Raw genomic sequence first — 18,495 nt, 5'->3', positions numbered from 1 at the left:
CCAAGTGCTCAACTTCACCGTCCGCGTGACTGACGACAAGGGCGCCTGGGCCGACCAGGTGGTGACCATCACCATCACCGGCACCAATGACAGCCCGGTTATCACCAATGACAGCGTCACCAGTGGCACTGTCGTGGAAGCCGGTGATCTGGATAACGGCACCGACGTTGCCGGTACCCCGTCTGCCACCGGTCAGCTCAATGCCACCGACGTCGATGCTGACGCCACCGAAAGCTGGAGTGTGCTCAATGCCACCAATGCCTACGGTACCTTCTCCGTAGACGGCACCGGCAAGTGGACTTTCACCCTCGACAACAATGCCGCAGCCACTCAGGCGCTGAAGGAAGGTCAGAGCCAAGTGCTCAACTTCACCGTCCGCGTGACTGACGACAAGGGCGCCTGGGCCGACCAGGTGGTGACCATCACCATCACCGGCACCAATGACAGCCCGGTTATCACCAATGACAGCGTCACCAGTGGCACTGTCGTGGAAGCCGGTGATCTGGATAACGGCACCGACGTTGCCGGTACCCCATCCGCGACCGGTCAGCTCAATGCCACCGACGTCGATGCTGACGCCACCGAAAGCTGGAGTGTGCTCAATGCCACCAATGCCTACGGTACCTTCTCCGTAGACGGCACCGGCAAGTGGACCTTCACCCTCGACAACAATGCCGCAGCCACTCAGGCGCTGAAGGAAGGTCAGAGCCAAGTGCTCAACTTCACCGTCCGCGTGACTGACGACAAGGGCGCCTGGGCCGACCAGGTGGTGACCATCACCATCACCGGCACCAACGATGCACCTATCATCAGTAATCAGGAGTTTGGTTACTTCGAGAATCAGATTGCTGGCGCTGTTGTAGCGAATGTAGTGGCATCAGATATCGATGGTTCAGTGACCGGCTTTAGCTTTAAGTGGGCAGACAACAGCTATCATGCGGTAAGTGAAGACGGTTACTTCTCGATTGATAGTAGCGGTAAGATCTCTATGACCGCTGCTGGCGCAGCTGCAGCCGTTAACGATTTTGAGCAGGCACCAAACTCTGGTGTATACGTTGTGACTGCGACAGATAATAATGGTGGCAAATCCGATGCCAACATTACCCTGTTTGAGAAAGATCTGGACGATACCCCACCTGCAGCACCCACTGTATGGATTGTGGATGATGGCACTCCTGGCGATGGCTTGCTGACTCAAGGCGAGATCAGTAGTAACGGCGCGGGCGTTCAACTGCAGGCAACTGTCAGCCATGCCGAGCTATTGCTCGGTGGCGTAGTAAACCTGACTGTTAATAATGGCGGCAATATAAGTAACTACACCTTCAAACTAGAAGGAGGCTCCTTAGTTAATACTGACGGATCACCTGCCAGTGGTTTTAGTTACAATAACGGCGTGATCAGTTGGAATGAGGATGTCCCAGCTACAGGTCAAAGCATTACCGTTACCGCTACTCAGACCGACGTTGCAGGCAATACTTCTGCTCAAGCCTCTGATACTGCGACAGTTTACCAACCTGGCAATAAAGACATTACTGTGAACGAATCTGGCTTGCGTGCAACGCCAGGCTCCACAGTCACGGTCAACTCCAGCGTTGGCTTTACCGCTGGTAATGAAAACCTGACTCAGTTCCGATTTGCCGCAATTGGTAATCTTAACCAACCGACAACATCCAATCTGGCAGCAGGCGTAACCATTGTGTGGGCGCTCGCAAATGGAAGCATCGTCGGCACCATAGGTGGTGTCGAGGTAGTTAAGATGTCTCTGGCCGACACCAATGCCATCAGTGCCAATACCTCTGGCAACATTACTGTGAAGGTTGAACTGCTGGATAATATCAAGCAGGTTAACGGCGCCGCGAATCTTAACCTCAGCTCACTGATCGAGGGCGTGGTTGTGGAGGCCGTTGGCAGCAATGGCAGTGTAATCTCACAGAATATCTCTGTGACTATTGTCGATGATCTGATAGAGGCATCGGCCACCAACAGTAGTGGTTTAAACCAGGCCAACGCCACCATAACTGGTGCGGTCGCGGTCGCAGGTGCAGACGGCAACGACAAAGCAAGTGGTGATGAGTATGCCGCCGACCTGACGGTGAATATCGCAGGATGGAACAAAGACACTCCATCCACTTGGTTTATCGATTCGGGTAAAACTACCGGCGACGGAGAGAAAATTTATTACTTCGTCGACAAAGCTAACCCCGATGTTCTGATTGCTTACACTGACAGCGGAACTCCACTTGCGGCTTGGGCGGGCCTGAATGGCAATAACGAAGTGTCCCCTACCCAAACATTGATGTTTACGCTTACCGTAAACCCCAACGATGGTAGTTACGTGATGAATGTCGTCAATCCTATCACTACGGTGACGGATTTGCCGGTCAACTTCACCACTAATATCGGTGGTAACAATAAAGTGCTGTATGTGGATAACAACGGGCAGATTACCAAAGATGTTCCTGCAACCGTTGCCTTTACCATGACAGCAACTGCAAACGGAGTTGCCGCAACCGTCAACTCGTCTGCCAACGGCTATGGTGTTGGTTCGGGTAAAGACATTGATGATGGCGAAGTGCTTAGCTTGAACTTTACGTCACCAATTACCGGGGTAGATGGCTTATCGTTTACTTCAAACAGCGGCGCCACTTACACAGATGAGGTAGCTGTTGTAATTCATGGCATAAAGGGCGGCATACAAACTACTGTGACCTTGGAAGGTACCAGTGCCGACTTGGTTGCAGCAATAAACAGCGCTGGTTTTACCAGCATCAGTCAAATCGACTTCAAAAAGGTCACTGGCAACCCGGATTTCAACCTCTTAGGCTTCACGTCATCAACGGAGCATGTTGATCCTGTAGGTGCAGTGCTTAACTTTAATGTCGCTATCTCCGACAGTGACGGCGATGTTGATGGCACCAATCCGTTTACCGTAACTCTGACACCACCGCCAAGCACACTCAGTGCGTTAACGCCAAACGCGCTTAACTCATTGAGCGAAGCTACCTTGCTCACGGATGCTCCCGATAGTGACAGCAGTACCCTGCTGTTCAAAGCTGGCGGCAGTAATGTGAACAGCATTGGTTTTGCCAGTACCGATGGCATTCAGGTCGACGGTATCCGCCAACCACTGCAGTGGACCTTGAGCAGTGATAAGCAGACCTTAATTGGCTCAATTGGCAATAAAGAGCTTATCAAGCTGACCCTTGACTGGGATGCGATAACTGCAGGTCAGCAAGGTGCTGTTGAAGTGAAAGCCGAGCTGATTGGCAGCTTGCCTCACAATGCAAACGCCGACTCCATCCAAATATCCGGCATCAAGGTTACTGCAACCGACGGAAGTGTAACCGCTAATTCAACGGTAACCGTCACTGTAGCTGACGACAACAACCTCGCCAACAACGATGGCGGCGAAGTAAATGTCATCGTCGACAGCTTCCTGGTCTCCGGTGTTGTTGCCAATTGGACCACGACTCAAGGTGGTTCTAACATTCAGAAATTCGATGGCACCAGCGCAACCAATGGCGGTGGCCTGGATAACGACGATGGTAAAGATCAGCTGCGTTGGGGTGTACCATCAGATACGTACAAGTCAGGTTATGGCTTTATCGACAACGATGCCGCTTTGTCAGGCCATCTTGCACTGAATGAAGACATAGTGCTTGGCACCTTTACCCACTATAACTGGCCGACCCAAGCTGGAACATCAATCACCGGCGCCAGCATGAATGTAACGTTCACGCTGACAGATGCGTATGGCAAAACCACGCCGGTTTCGCTGGATCTCAACTTTACTCACAACGAAACGCCAAATGATGAAGATGATCCTGAGGCATCGAAGGATATTGTGAAAGTTGGCCAAACCAGCGTTACCTTTAACTATGAAGGCGCGTTCTATACGCTACAGGTTGTTGGTTTCAAAGATAAACTAACAGGTAACGTGGTCACCGAAATCCATACTGCCGAGAATAAAGAAAACAGTTATGAACTGGTTGTACGTATGGTTGCAGGTACCGGCTATGAACTGCCATCCACCAGCGGCAACGTGCTGCATAACGATGTCGCTGGCTCAGACAAGGTCATGAATATTGTCGGTATCGACGCAGGTGACAAGCAAAATACCGGTGTCAGCGGAAACGTCGGCACTAAGGTTGTGGGTCAATACGGGGTTCTGACACTCCTTGGCGACGGAAACTACAATTACCAGGTTACCGCCAATGGTAGCAAGATCCCTGCAGGCGCCGTCGACACCTTCACCTATACCATAACCGACGCCGATGGCGATAAGAGCAGTGCTCTCATCAATATCGCAGTGAATAAGGTGGAAAATCTGCCTGTAGCTACCAATGCTGATAGCATTAGCGGCCTTGAGGACCGCGGCCCAATCGAAGGCAATGTGCTTAGCAACGACAGCGTAAACAACACCTCCGTAACAAGCTTCAGCATTGCGGGCAGCAGCACCAGCTACAACGCGGGCAACACTGCCCATACACTTGCAGACGGTGTGCTCACTCTGAAAGCCAATGGTGACTACAGCTTCCAGCCAAACTCTCATTGGAGCGGCAAAGTACCTGAAATCACCTACACCACCAACACCGGTAGTGTCGGCACCCTGTCTATCACCGTAGAAGCGGTAGCTGATGCGCCAACCCTGAAAGTTGGCAGCTACACCAACCTCGCTTCAATCAACTTCGAAGACGTGCCTGTTTCTGGTGGATGGAGCGGTGTCAAAGCAGACAGCATCTCCGGCCTGGATACCCTCGGCACTTGGCACACCAGCAACTCTGGCGGCAAAATTGAGGTTGGCTTGGAGAAGACCTACTTAGGTGGAGACTCCAACAACAAGGTCATGGAAATCGAGTTTAATAACGGCGATAAGACCCTGTACACCGACATGAGACTGGAAGCTGGCCGCTTCTATGAGTTGGGTTTTGACATTGCGGCACGTGTAAACAGTGCCTCCACCTCAGGCCTGACCATTAAACTGATCCCATTGGATGCCGGTGGCAATCCAATAATGGCACAAGCTGTGATGCTGTACGATTTCAATCCAACCAGCTCAGGTTGGCTGAAAGATCAAAAGGTCACACTGCCAGTGGGCACCAGCGGCAACTATCGCCTGCTATTCGAGGCTGATAATTCGGACTCCGTCGGCGCTATCATGGACAACCTGGCGTTCCGAGCTGTTGATAACCTGGGTTATCACAACAAGTTTATTAAACTTGGCAACATCAGTTCCAGTCTTGTTGATAAAGATGGTTCTGAGTCGCTCAGCGTCAAACTGCAAGGCCTGCCCGAGGGTGCGATCCTCAAGGATGGCTTGGGTAACACTGCAGTGGTTGGCGCAGATGGCACCTTGGATATCAGCAGTTGGGATAAGAGTAACCTGCAGATTAAAGCGCCGAATACCGGCACCTTTAATGTTACCGTCGTGGCCACTGCAACCGAAGCCAGTAACCTTGATAAAGCTCAGACCAACGGCAGCTTCCAGGTGACCGTGCTGCCACCAGCCACGATTAGTAATGGCGCGCAAGGAAATGATACCTTCCTGCTGACAGAATCAGGTAATCAAGCACAATTTGCAGTTGATCTGGGCGCATATTTCTCAGGAATCACGCCTGTTGGGTCTGTTGATTTAGGTGTTCAATATTTTGCCAAGAGCACTGAGTTACTGATAAATGCCGGCGCCAGCAATGATTACGTGGATTTGGGGGTTTCGACTGCCAATAATGTTGTAAACACAGGCAGCTCTTTACCGAATTTGCACAACGCCGTCGTGACCCAAGCTGAAATTATGGCCAGTAAGTTCATGACCGAAGCCAACATCACAGATGGTGATGGCACCCTGCTGAACGACGTTTTACAACAAATGCAACCTAAGACCGATACCGTCAATCTGGGCTCAGGTAATGACACTGTTAACGGTGGGGAAGGTAATCAGGTCGTTTATGGCGGCGGTGGCAACGACCTGCTGATCGGCGGCGAAGGCATTGATGGCTTACGCGGGGGCAGTGGCGACGACACCCTGATCGGCGGTCTTGGCGATGACGTATTACGCGGCGACGGTGGTAATGACGTGCTGCGCGGGGACGGTGGTAGTGACATCTTCGTTTGGAAGGCGGGTGAAACTGGCACCGACCACATCATCGATTTTAACGTCAACGAAGATAAGCTGGACCTGAGCGATCTGTTGCAAGGTGAAGAAAATGGAAATCTGGAAGACTTCCTCAGCTTCAGCTTCGGTAACAGCTCTACCACTATCGAAATTGACGCCAACAAAGATGGTGTTATCGACCAGCGGATCGTGCTGGATGGGGTTGACCTGCGGGATGCGTATAACCTGCAGGGACAGGATGCAGATGGCGTTCAATCGGGCATCATCAACGGTCTGCTCGGTAACGGCACAGGTCCGCTGATTGTCGATACCCAGAGTGACTCTGGCGATGCCCAGCCAATCATGCGCTCTGCACCTCAGCCTTTGGATGAAGATCGCAGGGATACTATCCTGCCTTAATGCGTCACCCAGTCGACATGCCGGACTATAGCAATATGGTCCGGCATGGCTATACTGGCTCTAAGGCTATAAAAATAAAAAGGTAAATTTCTAAGGTGTCTTTATCTGCTCCCGGAAGCGAAGAACAATGGACTATCGCTGCTTCCACGCGGGTCACTGTTGACCCCCTGCTCGATAGTCTGGTTCTTCTCACCGAATATTTTGGCTCCCCCTGCTCCAGTGAATCACTGGCGGCAGGCTTGCCGCTGTCTGAAGCTGTGCTGACTCCGGATTTGCTGCCCCAAGCGGCGGCAAGGGCCGGGCTCAACGCCCGCTTAACCCGCAAAGGGCTGGATCAGGTCACTCCTATCATGCTGCCCTGCATCCTGCTGCTGAAAGATAAAAAAGCATGTTTGCTTAGGGAGTTAACAGCTGATAAAGCCGTTATCCAATTGCCGGATACCGGTGGCGAAGAAACCCTTGCCATCGAACAGCTTGAAACCCTGTACGTGGGTTATCTGTTTCTGGTTAAACAGCAATACCGTGGTGATATGGGCTTTGATGTGCATCACCATGACAATAAAAGTCACTGGCTGCTCAGTATCCTCAAAGACTCAGCGCCCATTTATCGCGATGCCCTGATTGCCTCTGTACTGGTGAACCTGTTTGCGCTGGTATCACCGCTGTTTATCATGAACGTGTACGACAAGGTGGTTCCCAACCTGGCGTTTGAGTCATTGTGGGTGCTGGCCATTGGTGCCGGCATTGCCTACCTGTTCGACTTAATCATGCGTCAGCTTCGAAGCTACCTTATTGATGTTGCTGGAAAAAAAGTCGATATCATTGTTTCATCGCAACTGTTTGCCAAAGCGGTAGGTATTCCGCTGTCCAAGCGCTCGCCCAGTGTCGGCGGCATGGCAAAGCAGCTCAGCGAATTTGACAGTATCCGCGACATTCTTACCTCAGCTACCATCACCACCTTGGTGGATTTGCCATTTGCCCTGTTTTTCCTGGTGATTATTTTTATCGTCTCGGGCGATCTGGCTCTGCTGCCACTCCTTGGCGGCGTCATCATTATTGGTTACACCTTGTATATACAACCCAGACTCAAGGCAGCCATCGAAGAAGGTAATAAGTACGCCAGCCTTAAGCATGGTCACCTGATTGAGAGTTTGGCCGCCCTTGAATCTATCAAGGCTTATGGCGCCGAAGGTCTGGTGCAAAAAAGCTGGCAGCAAATGATTGGCCACACCGCCAACTGGCAACTGAAAGCGAAAAAGCTGTCCAACTCGGTCAGTAACGTCGCCAGCTTTATGGTGCAGGTAACCGTAGTGTTTGTGGTCATTCTCGGGGTTTACCGGGTTGCCGATAACGACATTTCCATGGGTGGCATTATCGCAGCAGTGATGCTGTCTAGCCGCGCCATGTCACCGATGGCGCAGCTTGCTGGTCTGCTGACCCGCGCTAACCATACCGCCAGCGCCCTGCGTCAGCTCGATCAGATCATGACTCAGGAAGACGAGTTCGAGAACAAAGGCCATCTGGTCAGTAAAACCCGCCTGCTCGGCAAGATTGAAGCCGACCATGTGAGCTTTTGCTATCCGGGTTCCGAAAAACCTGTTTTGCACCCAACCTCGCTGAATATCCAACCGGGTGAAAAAGTGGCGATTATCGGCCGCAACGGTTCGGGTAAGAGCACCCTGGCTAAGCTTTTGTGCGGGCTCTATAAACCGACCAAGGGCAGCCTGCGTTACGATGGTATCGACAGTGCGCAAATCCACCCAAGCGATTTGCGGCGTAACTTTGGTTATCTGCCGCAGGATGTGGTGCTGTTTCACGGCTCTATCCGTGACAACATCCTGTTTGGTACCCGCCAGGTATCTGAGCACCAGCTCATCCGCGCGGTGCAAATTTCCGGCGTCAGCCTGTTTACCAATCTTGAGTCCGAAGGTCTGGAGCAGCAGGTGGGCGAAGGCGGTCAGGCACTATCAAGAGGCCAGCGTCAAACGGTCGCTCTGGCACGCGCGACCCTCAATGACCCACCGATTTTGCTGATGGATGAACCAACAGCCAGCCTTGACGCCCGCGCCGAGAAGCAGTTTATCCGCGCCATGGAGCATGTCAGCAAAGACCGAACCCTCATCATCATTACCCATAAAATGCACCTGCTTAAACTGGTCGACAGGGTAATAGTGCTTGATCGCGGCCATGTGCTGGCCGATGGCCCCAAAGAAGAGGTGTTGGAGAAACTGAGCCTTGGGCTGCTGGCCGGAGGTAAATCATGAGCAAAAAGCTGACCGCACGTGACCTTGAAATGGTCGATGACGTATACGGCGCCATGATGACCGATGCACCGACCAGCCACCGGCTCACAATTTGGTCCCTGTCTGCGCTGATGTTTACCTTTCTGGTGTGGGCCTACTTTGCCGAGCTCGATAAGGTCACCGTAGGCGCTGGCAAGGTTATTCCCTCCTCGCAAATTCAGGTGATCCAGAGCCTTGATGGTGGTGTGCTGCAAGAGCTGTTTGTCCGCGAAGGCAATCTGGTGACCAAAGGTCAGCCATTAGCGCGGATTGACGATACCCGCTTCCGCTCCGATTTTGCCCAGCAGGAGCAAGAGGTTTACAGCCTGCGCGCCAACGTTATCCGCATCAAGGCGGAACTTGATGGCATCACAGTGTCTGACATGGCGTCTGACTGGCGCGAGCAGGTGAAAATCAACAAGGTACAGCTCAATTTCCCCAGCGAACTGGCAGAACAAAAACCTGAGCTGATTGCCCGCCAGCAAGCCGAATACCATGGACGGCTTGACAGCCTGGAGAACCAGCTCGAGATCCTGGCGCGCCAAATCCAGCAGCGTCAGCAGGAAAACGAAGAGCTGACCACCAAGATCAACACCCTGACCACCAGTTTCCAGCTGATCAGCCGCGAGCTTGAGCTAACCCGGCCACTGGCGCAAAAAGGCATTGTGCCGGAAGTTGAGCTGCTGAAGCTCGAGCGCACGGTGAACGATCTGCAAGGGGAACTCAAATCCACCCGCGACATGCGCCCCAAGATTAAAGCCGCAATGGATGAGGCTATTCTCAAGCGTCGCGAAGCGGTATTTACCTTTGCTGCCGATGCCCGGGCACAGCTTAACGAGATGCAAACCAAGCTGTCGCGCATGAGCGAAGCCCAGGTTGGGGCGCAGGATAAAGTGAGTAAAGCGGTTATTACGTCACCGGTTAATGGCACGGTGAAATCTGTGCATATCAATACTCTGGGCGGCGTAGTTCAGCCCGGTGTCGATATCATGGAGATTGTACCGTCCGAAGACCAACTGTTGGTCGAAGCCAAGATTACGCCCAAAGACATCGCCTTCCTGCACCCGGGGTTACCGGCAGTGGTGAAGGTCACGGCGTACGATTTTACCCGCTACGGCGGCCTGAAAGGCACGGTAGAGCACATCAGTGCCGACACCACCCAGGACGAAGAAGGAAACAGTTTTTATTTAATCCGCGTCAGGACCGAAGAGTCCAGCTTGGTAAAAGACGATGGCACGCAGATGCCAATTATCCCCGGCATGCTCACATCAGTCGATGTGATCACCGGGCAACGATCGATACTCGAGTATTTACTAAATCCAATTTTAAGAGCCAAGGATACCGCATTAAGGGAAAGATAAGGCTCTGACTAAACCGGGAGGGTTTATCAATGAAAAACAAAAGCTTGAAGAAGCTGCGCATCGGTATGCTGGCCGCTGCCATCGGCGGTATTTTACTGCCAATGTCAGCCAGCGCCCTGACGCTGGAACAAGCCGTGGCACACACACTGGATAGCAATCCAGATTTGCGCGCCGCATTTAACCGCTTCAAAGCGCGGGAAGAGCAAGTCAGCCAGGCCGTGGCCGGTTACATGCCTACCGTTGATTTGACCGGCGGTTATGGCTGGGAACAAACCGACAGCCCATCGACGCGCCGCCGTTTTGGCCGTGACAATGGTGATTTTGAGCTGGAGCGCGGCGAAGCCGGGATCAGTATCCGCCAAATGCTGTTTGACGGTTTCTACACCCCAAGCGAAGTGGACCGTTTAAGCTTTGAAGCCAGTGCCGATCAGTGGGCGCTGTTTGCCGCCGCTGAAGACATGGCGCTCGACGTGGCCAAAGTTTATATCAACTACATCCGCACCGAACAAGTGCTGACACTGGCTGAGAAAAACCTCGAAACCCACAAAGAAATCTACGATCAAATCAAGCAGCGCACCGACTCAGGTCTGGGTTCAATTGCAGATTTGTCGCAAATCAGCGGCCGTCTGGCCCGCGCCAACGCCAACGTAATGTCTGCCCGCAACAACTTCTTTGATGCCAAGGCGCAGTTCGCCCGCATCGTCGAATTGGCGCCCGATGACATGATAGTGCCCGTACCCGACACCGACATGCTGCCAAGCGATTTGGCGACCAGCCTGACCCTGGCCCAGGACAATCACCCTGTGCTCAAATCGGCTGCCGCTGACATCAATGCCGCCGAAAACCAACGCTCATCAGCCCAGTCAGCCTATTACCCCAAGGTCACCCTTGAGCTTGATGGTAACTGGAACAACGACATGGACGGCGAAGATGGCATTACCGGCTCAGGTGCATTCCGCTCCGACGTTGGCGGCCACAGCAATGACCTGCTCGCCATGGTGCGGGTTCGCTACAACCTGTTTGCCGGCGGTAAAGATCTCGCCCGTGAAAAAGAAGCGGCCTACAACATCAGCGAAGCCAAAGAAATCCGTCAGCGCGCCTACCGCGAAGTGGTCGAAGGCGTAAACCTCGCCTGGAACGCCTACGAACTGCTTGGCCCACAGCGTGACTTTATCCGTGATCATGTGAAAGCCGCCAAAGATACTCAGGTCGCTTACACCCAGCAATTCAACCTCGGTCAACGCACCCTGCTCGACTTGCTGGATACCGAAAACGAACTGTTCGAAGCCCGTAAGGACTATCTGCAGGCTGAGTATGATGAAGTGATTGCCAAATACCGGGTGCTGAACTCAACCGGTCGCCTGCTGGACTCACTGAAAGTGACCCGCCCAAGCGTATGGCAGGGAGAGCGCGAATATGAAGGGGGAGTAAAACAATGAGAACCACACTGATAATTCTGGCACTGCTGAGCTTGGGCGCCTGTTCTATGCGCGACACCGTCAGCATGGACAGCGCAACCAACCAGCAATTTGATCTTAACGATCCGGACAAAGACGGCGTAATTGAAGCCCGTGAGCGCTGCACCGGCACACTTGGCGGCGCGGCGGTTGATAACTATGGCTGCGGCCAGGTGAAGACCATTAACGAGCGCCGTGAGCTAAAATTACTGTTTCCGAATGATTCGGATTATCTGGCACCGCAGTATTATTCACAGATTGAAGATCTGGCCAACTTTATGCGCCAGTTCCCCAATACCTCTGTGACCATTGAAGGCCACTGCAGCAAGACCGGCGGTTATGAGCACAACATGGATTTGTCGCAGCGCCGTGCCAATGCGGTAACGCGGGTACTGGAGCAGCAATACAACATCGCTGGCTCCAGGCTCAAGGCCATAGGCTATGGCTACGATCGTCCTGTGGATTCCAGCGACACGCCGGAAGCCCATGAAAAAAATCGTCGCGTTATCGCCGAAATTGTAGGTGACGATACCGCTGCCGATTTGAAATGGAACATATATACTGTTGATCAACAAGCGAAATAGGCCCGTGACCTAACACCATGACAGGCAGACAAACGTTCACCCAACCATTGCTTAAGGTCTGCCGACAAGGACTGTTGGCAGTGGCCATGGTGGGAACGTGTCTGCTGGCGCATTCGAGTGCACAGTTGGATCGCGGCAAAATTGTCTCAGCCCTGGAAACCAAGTATGGCGGCAGGGCGGGACAGCGAGCCAACGCATGGTTTAAATTGGTTGATTCGGCACAGGGACTGGGCGATCAGGAAAAGCTCGCCAAGGTGAACAGTTTTTTCAATATGTTCAATTTCGTTGACGACATCAAACTCTGGGGCGATTCCAATTATTGGGCCACCCCGATGGAGTTTATCGGTGCCGCCGGCGGCGATTGTGAAGACTTTTCCATTGCCAAATATTTTACCCTGTTGCAGCTTGGGATCCCCGATGAAAAGCTGCGCATTACCATGGTAAAAGCCACCTCTGTGAATCAATACCATATGGTACTGGCCTACTATGAAACACCCGGGTCTGTGCCTTTGGTATTGGATAACCTCGATAAATCCATAAAGCCAGCAACCCAACGCCGGGATCTGCTGCCTGTTTACAGCTTTAACGGTAAACAACTGTGGCTGAACAAAGAACGTGGTCGGGGTGAATTGGCCGGGTCGTCGTCCAGGCTGGAAAAATGGACCGATTTAACCCAACGTCTCGGCGTTTCGCGACTGAAAACCCCCAAAATGAGATTGGAGTAATACCCAACATGACACTGTTTCGACAGCTGTATTCGCTATTGTTCGGTCTGTTTCTTTTGGTGATCACCAGCCTGGCCTATGTGCAATTTACAGAGACCAAGAGCTTCCTGACCAACCAGATGGAATCTGACCTCAATAACGTCAGTAACTCATTGGGCCTGCTGCTGGTGCCCGCACTGGAATCCGGTGATATCGCCACCGCCGAAACCCTGATCAACGTGATTTTCGAAGGCGGCTACTATCAACAGGTCAAACTGACCTGGCTGGTTGACGGCAAGCAGAAGGAATGGAACAACAGTCTGAAGATCCAGGGCGTACCCCAGTGGTTTATCGACCTGGGGATTTTCGGCACCATCAAGAAAGACAGCACCATCACCTCAGGCTGGCTACAATTGGCGCAGTTGGAAATCACCGCCCACCCCGGCTTTGGTTACCATGAACTGTGGCGCATTCTCACCAACACCATCATCGTATTCTCGGTGCTGTTTTTGGTGGCTATTTTCTTTGCCCGTTTTGGCCTGAACTGGATTTTAAAACCCCTGCATGTGGTGTCTGAGCATGCCAAGAGCATCGCCAACCGCCAGTTTGGCCCTGAGCTGGAGATCCCTAAAACCACCGAGCTTAAAGAGGTGGTGCTGGCGTTTAACAGCATGTCATCGCAGCTCAAGCAAATCTTCAGCTCCCTCGATGAAGAAGTAACGGCCCTGCGTAAAAAGAATCTGGTGGATCAGGTCTCCAACCTGCCAAACCGCCAGTATCTGGTGGGTCGCCTCAACAGCTGGCTGTCTGAGCCCGGCAGCGGCGCGCTGTTTATGGCCAAGTTTGACTGGCTCGAAGACGTACACGCCAAATACGGCTATCAGGTGCGCGACGAAACCATCAAGTTGCTGTCGGAAAAGCTGCAAAGCCAGCTTGAAGATGTCGCCCCCGGTGTGGTGGCGCGTATTGCGGCATTTGAATTTGCCTTTTTGGTGTTTGATGTGGATAAGGAGCAGATCAGCAAGTATCTGCAAACCCTTATTCGCACCGTGAATCAGGAAATCTCCAAGGCCGGCGGTAAACCCAACGAGCGCTTCTCTATTGGTCTTGCGGAGCGGATTGGCGCCATGACGGCCTCCGACATGTTGGCTCAGTCGGATAACGCGCTGCAAACCGCCGTGAAATCCGGCAAGGTGTATCACTGGTTTGAGTCCAACGAAGAGCAGCTGTTCACCCGCGAGCAGTGGCGCGAAAAGCTCTCCAACGCCATCAACGCCAAACTGTTCAAATTCCGCTGGCAACCCATTCAGCTTACCGACGGTGCAGGCCTGCTGCAGCGCGAGCTGTATTGCCAACTGGAAATCGGCGACAAGCTGGCCCACGCCGGTCAGTTCATGCCCTATGTTGAACTCCTGTCGCTCGGCGCCCTCCTGGATAAGTGCCTTATTCAGAAAGTGCACGATTTGCACCTGCTCGATCGCAACTTTGAACCTGTGGCCATCAACCTGACCCATCAGAGCTTAACCGACCTTGAGTTCCATCAGTGGCTGCAGCAGTTCCTGCGCGCAACACCGCTGGCCGAGCGGCTGTGCTTTGATATTCCAGAGTCAGGCGTTTACAGCAACCCCGAGGCCTGCGAAGCCCTGTGTAACATCATCCGCGACAATGGTGCCAAGTTTGGTATCGACCATTTCGGTCGCCAGTTTGGCTCTATGTCTTATCTGCAGTCACTGCGCCCAAGCTACGTGAAGCTGGATCAATCCTTCGCCTACTACGACGAAAACCAGCACAACGCCGAGCTGTGCCGCGCTTTGGTGAACGTGGCCCGCGGTTTGGAAATTCAGGTGATTGTCACAGGCATTCAGGAAAAGCCGCAGCTAGATCGCTTTATGCCGCTCAAGACCACGGCCTACCAAGGCTTTATCGCGCCGCCAGAGCCGGTGCAATAAGCGTTAAATCTGCCTGCATAAGGGTGCCCCAGTGGCGCCCTTATTTTTTTGATCTATTAGTGGTTTTTGACTTAGAGCCAGACGTTGGTAATGCTGGCTCAAACACACGCCAGTGCCGCTTACAGCAACAAAACAGTAGCTTTCGGCATGAATACAAGGCCGCCATCGCAAACCGACTCAGGCAAACCGAAACAGGTAAACAGAAACAGGTAAACAGAAGCAGACTAACAAGCGAAAACTATCGCAACTGGCAGCAAGCGGATAGCGCAATAAGCCGAGTAAACGCGTAGCAAAACCAGATAAAATAGGTAATTCAGAGGATAAATCAGAAGGATAACGCGAGGAGGAATCGAAGTGGTCGGTGATAGAGGATTCGAACCTCTGACCCTCTGCTCCCAAAGCAGATGCGCTACCGGACTGCGCTAATCACCGACGATATCGAAAGCTGATTGTTTAATGTCACAAACAAAAAAATGCCTGGCGGCATTCATGTAACCTTAAACAGAAAGAAGTGGTCGGTGATAGAGGATTCGAACCTCTGACCCTCTGCTCCCAAAGCAGATGCGCTACCGGACTGCGCTAATCACCGACGTGATACTTCTTCTAGCAGGAAGTGGGGTGACTGATGGGGCTCGAACCCACGACAACCGGAATCACAATCCGGGACTCTACCAACTGAGCTACAGTCACCACTGAATTTCCTTTGCTGACACTGTCGAACCTAACTGGCGCACCCAGAAGGATTCGAACCCTCGGCCTCACCCTCCGGAGGGGTGCGCTCTATCCAACTGAGCTATGGGTGCCCTGCCGTGTCAGCGCCGCATATAGTATGGGGTATTTGGCCCTGAGTCCAGAGCATAAATTGCTTTTTTTCGTCGTTTGCTCAAGTTTTGACACAAACGACCATGCGACTGCGCAAAAATCATTCACAGATTTCACTTTCTGGTGTCAGCATTACGATGTATGCTCTGGTTCAGGGTCAAATTCCCGTCAGATAACAAAAAAATAGCGGCGAGTAATATGCAAAGGGATTCTGGATTTACGGACGAAGCCAATCCCCCTTCAGGGGATGACGTCAGTCGTCTGCTCAAGCGGGTCGACCGACTCAGGCGCCTCGCCGGCAAATACAAGCGCGCCGAAGTGGTTCGGGACGCGCTGCTGCAAATCACCCATATAGCCACCGAAGTCAGTTCACCGGAAGATTTTTACGCCGGCGTACACGCGCATCTTAAATCTCTGATTGCCGCCGATAATTTTTTTATCGCCACCTATAACCATCGCACAGGCCGTCTGGAAATCCCCTTTTTCGCCGATGAAAAAGACCCGCATCCTTCTGAAATGTTTCCCGAAGAGGATTTGCATCAAATCCTGATGCGCGGCATTACCGGCTACGTGTTCCGTCAGGGCGAAACCGCACTCTGCGGCCAAGCCGATTTTGAACGGCTCGAAGCGCAGGGCGACATCGTCAGCCTCGGCAGTGCCAGCCACCAATGGCTTGGGGTGCCGATTCGCTATCAGGAGCGCACCACAGGCGTTCTGGTGGTGCAAACCTACAAGAGCGAGGTCAACTACGGCCTGACCGAAATCGAGCTGATGGAGTTTATCAGCCACCATATTTCCGGGGTGATGGAGCGCCTCAGGCATCAGGAGCAGCTTGAGCAATCCATCGACCAGCGCACCCGAGAGCTCAGCGAAGCCTACGATAAGCTTAAGCAGGAAGTGTACGAGCGCCGCCGCGCCGAGCGCCTGCAAAAATCCCTGTTTGAAATCGCCGAGCTGTCGGCATCGGGGCTGGAGCAGCCCGACTTCTACCAGCGCCTGCACAGCATTTTAAGCCACCTGATCCCGGCCAGTAACTGCTATATCGCCCTGATTGATGCCCAAGAGAATGCACTCCATTTTCCGTTTTATGTTTCACAGCTTGGCACCGAGGCGCCCAAACGGCGGCCGATGACCGATGGCCTGACCGAATATCTGCTAAGCCGCCGCCGTCCTTTGCTGCTCGACCAAAAAGACATTCAGGAACTGATGGCGCGGGGCGATATCTACGCCCACACGCCGCAGCTCAACAACACTCAGAAAATGCACCAGTGGATTGGTGTGCCGCTGTTTATCGGCGATGAAGTCAAAGGCGCGCTGACGATTTACAGCCTCAGCATGACCCAGAATTACCAGATGCGGGACCTTGAGCTGCTCACCTTCGTGTCCCAGCACATAGGCACCGCCATCGAGCGCAAACAGCACGCCGAATCGCTGCGGCGCAGCTACGAACAGCTCGAAGAGAAAGTGGCCGAACGCACCCGGGCGCTGGCCGAGCTGAACGGCGAACTTGAACAGGAAATTCTGCGGCGTAAAGAAGTGGAACAAAAGCTTATCCACGACGCCAAGCACGACACCCTCACCGGCCTGCCCAACCGCGCCATGTTTACCGAGCGTCTGGCACAGGCGGTGCGCCATGTACGCCGCCATGGTCGCGATCAGTTTGCGCTGCTGTTTATCGACCTTGACCGTTTCAAGCAGATTAACGATACCCTGGGCCACCTCGAAGGCGACCGCTTCCTGATAGAAACAGCCCGTCGCCTGTCGGCCTGCGTGCGCGAAATCGACACCCTGGGGCGTATCGGCGGTGATGAGTTTGTGGTGCTGCTGGATGACATCAACAGTCCAAGAGATGCCGAAGAAGTGGCAGAGCGGATCCTGAGCGCCCTGTCGGTGCCCTTTATCCTCGGCGACAGCCTGTTCCAGTCCGGCGCCAGCATCGGGATTGCCGTCAGCGGCACCGGCTTTAAGGACACGGCGCAATCCATCCTTCGCGATGCCGACGCCGCCATGTATCAGGCCAAGGCTCGCGGCAAGGGCTGCTATGTGGTGTTTGATGCAAAAGGGCGGGCAGAACGCCATCAGGAACATCAGGACGAGGCGCTGCTGCGCGACGCCCTAATTCATGAGCAGCTGTATCTGCAGGTAATGCCAGTGGTTTGCCAGCAGCAGGAGCAGACCAGCGCATACGCGCTGTCGCTTGGTTGGGAGCATCCACGCGGACACGCACTTGGCGGCCTTGAACTGGCAACCCTGGCCGAGCGCTGCAACCTGAGCCTCGAGCTTGACCGTTACCTGCTGCGCCAACTGGCCGACCCCGTGCCGGATTGGCTCGATGGCGCCGAGCTGCACCTTTGCCTCTCGAGCGCCCATTTAAAGCACAAGCACGCGCTCAGGGGCCTTAAAAACATGGTCAAAGAAACCCACTGCGCGGCAAAACAGCTGTGGCTGTTTTTTGATGAAGCGGCGGTGGTGCAGGATACCCAAAGTCATATCGCGGGTTTTGAGGCTCTTGGCAAACTTGGAGTGCAGTTTGGGCTCTCAGGTTATGGTAACGGCTTCAGCTCGTTCAAATCCCTGACGCTGATGCCGGTGAAGGCGCTGCGCCTCGCCAGTGCCGGCGAAGACGCCGGGCAGGAGAAAATGCGGCTGCTGACTGCCTCGGCGGTGGCGGCCATGTCATTGGGGCTTAAGGTGATTGCCGCCCAAAACGGCAGCGCCGACACTCAAAGGGCACTGACCAGCGCTGGTGTGACCTTATTCCAAACCCACGAGGCAACCCGCCTCAATGCGCTGGCAAGCTGCAGCTGAACCAGCGCCACCGAACC

The 18,495-nt window shown here is 53.5% G+C and carries 8 protein-coding genes and 4 tRNA genes; 8 read left to right on the top strand and 4 right to left on the bottom strand.

The window, feature by feature from the left end:
• Nucleotides 1-4 precede the first annotated feature (4 nt).
• The 7 genes from KJI95_RS13025 to KJI95_RS12995 all read left to right on the top strand — a co-directional run bounded on the left by KJI95_RS13025 (nt 5) and on the right by KJI95_RS12995 (nt 14,848).
• Nucleotides 5-6,511, top strand: a complete 6,507-nt coding sequence (locus KJI95_RS13025) for a VCBS domain-containing protein (RefSeq protein ID WP_349356737.1) — start codon at nt 5-7, stop codon at nt 6,509-6,511.
• A 95-nt stretch (nt 6,512-6,606) separates the two neighbouring features.
• Complete coding sequence (locus KJI95_RS13020; RefSeq protein WP_214507628.1) at nt 6,607-8,775, top strand: type I secretion system permease/ATPase; 2,169 nt, start codon at nt 6,607-6,609, stop codon at nt 8,773-8,775.
• Entirely contained in the window at nt 8,772-10,154 is a 1,383-nt protein-coding gene (locus KJI95_RS13015) for an HlyD family type I secretion periplasmic adaptor subunit (protein ID WP_214507627.1), read from the top strand. The genes KJI95_RS13020 and KJI95_RS13015 overlap by 4 nt, the downstream gene beginning before the upstream one ends.
• A 65-nt stretch (nt 10,155-10,219) precedes the next feature.
• The gene (locus KJI95_RS13010; RefSeq protein ID WP_432653800.1) at nt 10,220-11,593 is read left to right on the top strand and encodes a TolC family outer membrane protein; all 1,374 of its coding nucleotides are present in this window, start codon (nt 10,220-10,222) and stop codon (nt 11,591-11,593) included.
• Nucleotides 11,590-12,195: an OmpA family protein gene (locus tag KJI95_RS13005; protein WP_214507625.1), complete on the top strand. Its 606-nt coding sequence runs from the start codon at nt 11,590-11,592 to the stop codon at nt 12,193-12,195. The genes KJI95_RS13010 and KJI95_RS13005 overlap by 4 nt, the downstream gene beginning before the upstream one ends.
• A gap of 17 nt (nt 12,196-12,212) precedes the next feature.
• Nucleotides 12,213-12,920, top strand: coding sequence for a transglutaminase-like cysteine peptidase (locus KJI95_RS13000; RefSeq protein WP_214507624.1), 708 nt, complete (start codon nt 12,213-12,215; stop codon nt 12,918-12,920).
• Nucleotides 12,921-12,928: 8 nt separating this feature from the next.
• A complete protein-coding gene (locus KJI95_RS12995) occupies nt 12,929-14,848 on the top strand; it encodes a bifunctional diguanylate cyclase/phosphodiesterase (protein ID WP_214507623.1) in 1,920 nt (639 codons plus the stop codon).
• A 355-nt stretch (nt 14,849-15,203) separates the two neighbouring features.
• On the opposite strand, the gene KJI95_RS12990 is transcribed toward KJI95_RS12995, so the two are convergent.
• The 4 genes from KJI95_RS12990 to KJI95_RS12975 form a co-directional block, all read right to left on the bottom strand.
• Nucleotides 15,204-15,280 (bottom strand) — tRNA-Pro (locus tag KJI95_RS12990).
• 80 nt (nt 15,281-15,360) lie between these two features.
• Nucleotides 15,361-15,437: transfer RNA gene (locus KJI95_RS12985), tRNA-Pro, on the bottom strand.
• Nucleotides 15,438-15,462: 25 nt separating this feature from the next.
• Nucleotides 15,463-15,538 (bottom strand) — tRNA-His (locus tag KJI95_RS12980).
• A gap of 36 nt (nt 15,539-15,574) precedes the next feature.
• Nucleotides 15,575-15,651: transfer RNA gene (locus tag KJI95_RS12975), tRNA-Arg, on the bottom strand.
• 217 nt (nt 15,652-15,868) lie between these two features.
• On the opposite strand from KJI95_RS12975, the gene KJI95_RS12970 reads away from it, so the two are divergent.
• Entirely contained in the window at nt 15,869-18,478 is a 2,610-nt protein-coding gene (locus tag KJI95_RS12970; RefSeq protein ID WP_214507622.1) for a bifunctional diguanylate cyclase/phosphodiesterase, read from the top strand.
• Nucleotides 18,479-18,495: the final 17 nt, after the last annotated feature.

This window comes from Shewanella jiangmenensis (assembly GCF_018596335.1).
GTDB lineage: Bacteria > Pseudomonadota > Gammaproteobacteria > Enterobacterales > Shewanellaceae > Shewanella > Shewanella jiangmenensis.
This window is presented reverse-complemented; position numbering and strand designations above follow the sequence as displayed.